The sequence below is a fragment of the Frankia sp. EI5c genome, from assembly GCF_001636565.1.
Lineage (GTDB): Bacteria > Actinomycetota > Actinomycetes > Frankiales > Frankiaceae > Parafrankia.
The window spans coordinates 1-4,293 of the sequence record NZ_LRTK01000037.1 but is presented as its reverse complement, the minus strand read 5'-3'; the positions used below and the strand labels follow the sequence as shown (position 1 = coordinate 4,293).

5 protein-coding genes and 3 pseudogenes are annotated in these 4,293 nt (G+C 69.6%); 5 read left to right on the top strand and 3 right to left on the bottom strand.

All coding sequences use genetic code 11. From position 1 onward, the window contains the following. The first annotated feature begins 223 nt into the window (after window positions 1–223). Window positions 224–688, top strand: a complete 465-nt coding sequence (locus UG55_RS17735) for a nuclear transport factor 2 family protein (protein ID WP_199865175.1) — start codon at window positions 224–226, stop codon at window positions 686–688. 152 nt (window positions 689–840) lie between these two features. Here UG55_RS17735 and UG55_RS17730 read toward each other — a convergent pair. Beyond that, a pseudogene (locus UG55_RS17730) lies at window positions 841–1,170 on the bottom strand (LLM class F420-dependent oxidoreductase); the annotation flags it as partial. A 161-nt stretch (window positions 1,171–1,331) separates the two neighbouring features. Then, window positions 1,332–1,991, bottom strand: coding sequence for a nitroreductase family protein (locus UG55_RS17725; RefSeq protein ID WP_066070292.1), 660 nt, complete (start codon window positions 1,989–1,991; stop codon window positions 1,332–1,334). A gap of 114 nt (window positions 1,992–2,105) precedes the next feature. Here UG55_RS17725 and UG55_RS17720 point away from each other — a divergent pair, with 114 nt between their 5' ends. The 4 genes and pseudogenes from UG55_RS17720 to UG55_RS17710 all read left to right on the top strand — a co-directional run bounded on the left by UG55_RS17720 (window position 2,106) and on the right by UG55_RS17710 (window position 3,751). Beyond that, the gene (locus tag UG55_RS17720) at window positions 2,106–2,831 is read left to right on the top strand and encodes an IclR family transcriptional regulator (RefSeq protein ID WP_083986928.1); all 726 of its coding nucleotides are present in this window, start codon (window positions 2,106–2,108) and stop codon (window positions 2,829–2,831) included. Window positions 2,832–3,071: 240 nt separating this feature from the next. Next, window positions 3,072–3,174 (top strand): annotated as a pseudogene (locus UG55_RS47495) (type II toxin-antitoxin system VapB family antitoxin); the annotation flags it as partial. Window position 3,175: 1 nt separating this feature from the next. Beyond that, window positions 3,176–3,341 (top strand): type II toxin-antitoxin system VapB family antitoxin (locus tag UG55_RS47490; protein ID WP_242424689.1); only part of this gene is annotated, 166 nt, incomplete at its 5' end. Then, window positions 3,338–3,751 (top strand): type II toxin-antitoxin system VapC family toxin, encoded by a 414-nt coding sequence (locus UG55_RS17710; protein WP_066070283.1) that lies wholly within the window; start codon window positions 3,338–3,340, stop codon window positions 3,749–3,751. The genes UG55_RS47490 and UG55_RS17710, both read left to right, overlap by 4 nt. Before the next feature lie 279 nt (window positions 3,752–4,030). Here UG55_RS17710 and UG55_RS30115 read toward each other — a convergent pair. After that, window positions 4,031–4,293: pseudogene (locus UG55_RS30115) on the bottom strand (hypothetical protein); the annotation flags it as partial.

The window sequence follows — 4,293 nt, the reverse complement described above, 5'->3', positions numbered from 1 at the left end:
GCCGCCCGCTGTCGGTGGTGCTGGCCTAAGTCGGGATCGCGCCGCGGTTCGGCGACCTGCCCGCCCGAAAGACCGGCGACAGGCCGCGCAGCCGCACGGCCACCCGGCCAGATGGGCAGTGGGAGGGCTTGCGTTCAAGTGAACTTCACCCCATAGCGTCGGTCCGGCCCGGCCCGGCCCGGCCGGCCCGTCCTGTTCATCCGCATACCTGTGAGGTCCCGCGATGCAGACACCGACGATGTCCACGCCTCGACCGTCCTCGCCCCGGCCCCGCCTGCACCAGCCCGATCGAGACGCTCAGGCCGACGAGGCCGTGCGCCAGCTCGTCGAGCACCTGCAGGTCGGCCTCGATCGCGGCGACGCCGACCACTACGACCGCCAGTTCGCGGCGGACGTGCTCTGGGGCAGCCCTTACGGGATGACGCTGACCGGATTCGAGCTGCTCAACTCCATTCATCGTGCGCAGCTGGCCCGGCCCACGGTCGCCCGTTCCCGCTATGAGCCGGTGCAGACCCTCATGCCCACGCCCGACGTCGTCATCACCCACGTCCGCAGGCGGGCACTGCCCGACGCGGACGGCACCGAGCCCACGGGCTTCTCCGAGATGGCGATGTACGTCCTGGTCCGTCGCGACGGTCAGTGGTGGCTCGCGGCTGGCCAGAACACCCCGATCGCGAACCAGCCCTGATCACCACGGCCAATCGCGGCGCGGCCCAGCGGCCCCGCGGCCCCGCCCCGCCCCGCCCGATACCGTTCCGACCTTCGCCTCCTGCCCGCCGCTCAGCTCTGGGTACCCAGCCCGAGTAGCGGGGCGAGCCGCTCGAGCTGGTCGACTGCCTNGGAGAGATCGGGGGCGAACGGGTTCACGAGTACGTGGTCGGCGCCGGCATCAAGGTGGGCGATGAGCCTGGCCGCGACGGCGGCGTCATTGCCCCAGGCGAGAACGTCGTCAATCAGACGGTCGCCGCGCTCAGCGATAACCGTCTCGCTGTAGCCGAGCCGGCGGTAGTTCCTGGCGTAGGGGGAGTCGGCCGCACCCGCGCCGAGATCGAGGATGGTTCGCAGCATTGTCCGGGCCGCCTGCCCGTCATTTTCGAGGATCACGGCCTGATGCGGGATGACGAGCGGCTCCGGCCCCAGCGCGGCGCGGGCGCTCGCCGTGTGCGCCACCGGCTGCAGGAACGGGTGGACGCCGTGGGCGCGCTCGCGAGCCAGCCGGTGGGCGCGTGGGCCGAGGGCGGCGAGGACGCGGAGGTATCGCGGGGCTGTCCCGGCAGGATCAGTGATTGCTCCGCCCTCTGCGAGACCCGTGGCTCGGCGCGCCGAGTGCTTCATCCCGACCAGTGATCACGATGGAGCACCTGATCGCGAGGAATTCGCCGTGCGGGCCGGAACTCCGTGCCCAGAGTGAAAGCGAGCGGGATGAACGCGGCCAACATCACCTCGTCGTAGGGGACTCCCAGGACCTGGGCCATTTCTCGTTCCAACGGCCCCTGGGCGGTCGTCCACACCGTCCCCAGCCCGCGGGCCCGTGCGGCGAGCATGAAGCTCCACACGGCCGGGAGGATGGAACCCCAGGTCATCGACTGGGCCAGTACCGACGCGCCGTCCGTGCGCCCCTCGACGCATGGCACGACGATGGCGGGTACACGATGGATGTTGTCGTACAGATGCTGGAAGCCGCTCGTCATCCGTGTCATCGAACCGCTGTGCATCGTCATCCGCTGCATGTCCCGATGGCTCAGGCGGCTCGCGACGGGATCCACCACGGCGACGGCGCGCCGAAACACATCCGCCAGAGCCTGCCGGCGCTTGGCGTCGGTGACCACGACAAAGTGCCAACGCTGGCGGTTGCGGCCGGTCGGGGCCTGCACCGCGAGGTCGACGCATTCCCCGATCAACCGCCAGGGGACGGGCCGGGAGAAGTCCAGCCGGTGGCGCACCGCTCTGGTTGTGGACAACAGCTCGTCCGCGCTGAGATCAAGCTCCATCATGTTCCTTTCGCGGCGGGTCCGGACTCGTGAGCCAGCCTGCCGCCCGAAGCGAACAGCAGCGAAAGATCCGTTTTCACGGGGTGAAAGTCCACCCGCATCGGGAGGTCTGCGGTGGCCGTGGTCGCCAGGGCTCTGTCAGTACTGGACGTGTATTCGGACGGAGCGCAGTCCCTGCGCCTCACGACGATCGCGGAGCGTGCCGGCCTACCGGTGCCCACGGCCTTGCGGCTGGTGCGTGAGCTTGTCGCCTGGGGCGGCCTGGAACGTCAGGCAGACGGGTCCTATCGGCTGGGAAGCCGCTTGTGGACCCTCGGCAACCAGGCTCCCTGCCCGCGGCGCCTGGTTGAGCTGGGACGGCCCCTTCTCCGGAGATTGCACGCCGAAACGGGGTTGTCCGTGCTCCTTGCCGTGCTGGATGGCGCACGCGTCGTCGTCGCGGATGCCGTCGGCAGCGGACCGGGGGCGGGGACGGAACTACCCCCGCACGCCACCGCCGCCGGCAAGATCTTCCTGGCTCATATGCCTGAAGCGCGCCGACGTGAGGCATTCGGTGACCTCGCCCGCTTGACGCCCTACACGATCATCGCGCCTGGGATATTGGACCGGCAACTCACCGCGATCCGGGCTGGAGCGTCGGCTAGCGCACGGGAGGAGCGACGGATGGGGGAGATCGAGACGGCGGCGCCGGTCGGCCCGTTCGGTGCCAACGGCCCCGCGGCCGTGCTCTCCGTGACGGCGAGGTCGACAGCCGAGGCGCGCCGTGTGACCTCACAGGTCGTGGGAGCCGCGTCAACGCTCAGCAACCAACTCAAGGTCGCGGGGCGGACGGCCACCTGAGATGCGCACACGGTCCTGCCGGCGAGGTTGGATCGGCAGACCTGTGATCCTGCGATCGCGCACTGCCCGGAGGCATTCCTGTCGGGCTACGCGGCGCGGAGCCGGGTGGGTGCACCCGTGGATGGCCTTGGGCGGTTGGGCGGGCCGGTGCTGTCGCGCGGCGTGGACGTTGATCGAGTCGTTCGCCGTGGCCTGCCGCACTCGTGGCTCGGTGGTACCGTGGAGGAAAATTTTGGCTCCATGGTGGAAGTGGTTGCGATGGCGCTGAACATCAAGAACGACGAGGCGCAGCGGCTTGGCCGTGAGCTGGCTGACCTGACCGGCGAGAGCATCACGGCCGCGGNGACCACGGCCATTCGTGAACGTCTCGAGCGAATGCGGGCTGACCGAGAAGCCGGCGAGCAGCGAGTTGAGCGAATCGTCGCGCTTGGCCGCCAGATAGCGGGCGCGGTCGTGGGGAGCGGGTTCGACATCGACGACCTCTACGATGATCGTGGGCTGCCGGCGTGATCGTGGACTCGTCCGCCCTCGTCGCCATCGTCCGAGCCGAGCCGGACGCGGCCGCCTACGCGGCGGCTCTCGTCTCAGCGGACACCGCCATGTCTGCCGTGAACTACGTGGAGGCGGCGGTCGTCGTCGACTCGGCTCGTGACCCTGTTGCGAGCCGTCGGTTCGACGAACTGATGAGAGTCGCGGACATCGAGGTGGTGTCGGTGACAGCCGAGCACGCGACGCTCGCCCGGCAGGCCTACCGAGACTTCGGTAGGGGGAGCGGCAGCCCCGCCCGGCTGAACTTCGGTGACTGTTTCGCTTACGCGCTTGCGGCGGAACGACGGGAACCGCTGTTGTTCAAGGGCGAGGACTTCATCCACACGGACCTGATCGCCGCCGTCCTTCCCGCCGAGCACGAACCGCGCTGAATCCGCTCCGTGCAGGTCGNCGTCCCAGCCAGCCCGGAATGCTCCTCGACAGGTGCTGGCCGGCAGCGCCATCACCTCGCCGAGCCGCGCGTCCTGACGGATGGCCCCGGGATCGCTGGCCGGACCTCACGTCACCGGTGAGCTGTTCCGGCAGATAACACTTCGGATTGTGATCCGGCTTGCGGCTGCCGGAGCGAACGGGGCTACGGCCGCAGTCGTTCAGAACGACCCGGCGCGCGACACCGACATGGGTCAGCGGCTGTGCCAGATCCCGACCGGTTAGTGCGGCAGGCTGACCGGCTGTTCCCGTGACCTGCGGCCCAGGGTCAGGCCGGTCAGGAACAGGACGAGGACGGCGCGGCCGACGTGCACGATGACGAAACCGAGGTAGTCCTGCGCAGGCCGTGTCTGGCCCGCGGTCGCGGTGTGGTCGCGGTGCGGGCGGCCGGTTCGGGTCGCGGTGCGGGTGGCAGTCGCTGGCTCGAGGTCAGGGTGGCTGTGTCTGGCTCGGGCTTGGGGTGGCGGTGTCTGGCTCGGGGTTG

Excerpts from the sequence above, each read along its gene's own strand:
- UG55_RS17735 (WP_199865175.1), top strand. The coding sequence starts at position 224 with ATGCAGACACCGACGATGTCCACGCCTCGACCGTCCTCGCCCCGGCCC.
- UG55_RS17725 (WP_066070292.1), bottom strand. The coding sequence starts at position 1,991 with ATGGAGCTTGATCTCAGCGCGGACGAGCTGTTGTCCACAACCAGAGCG.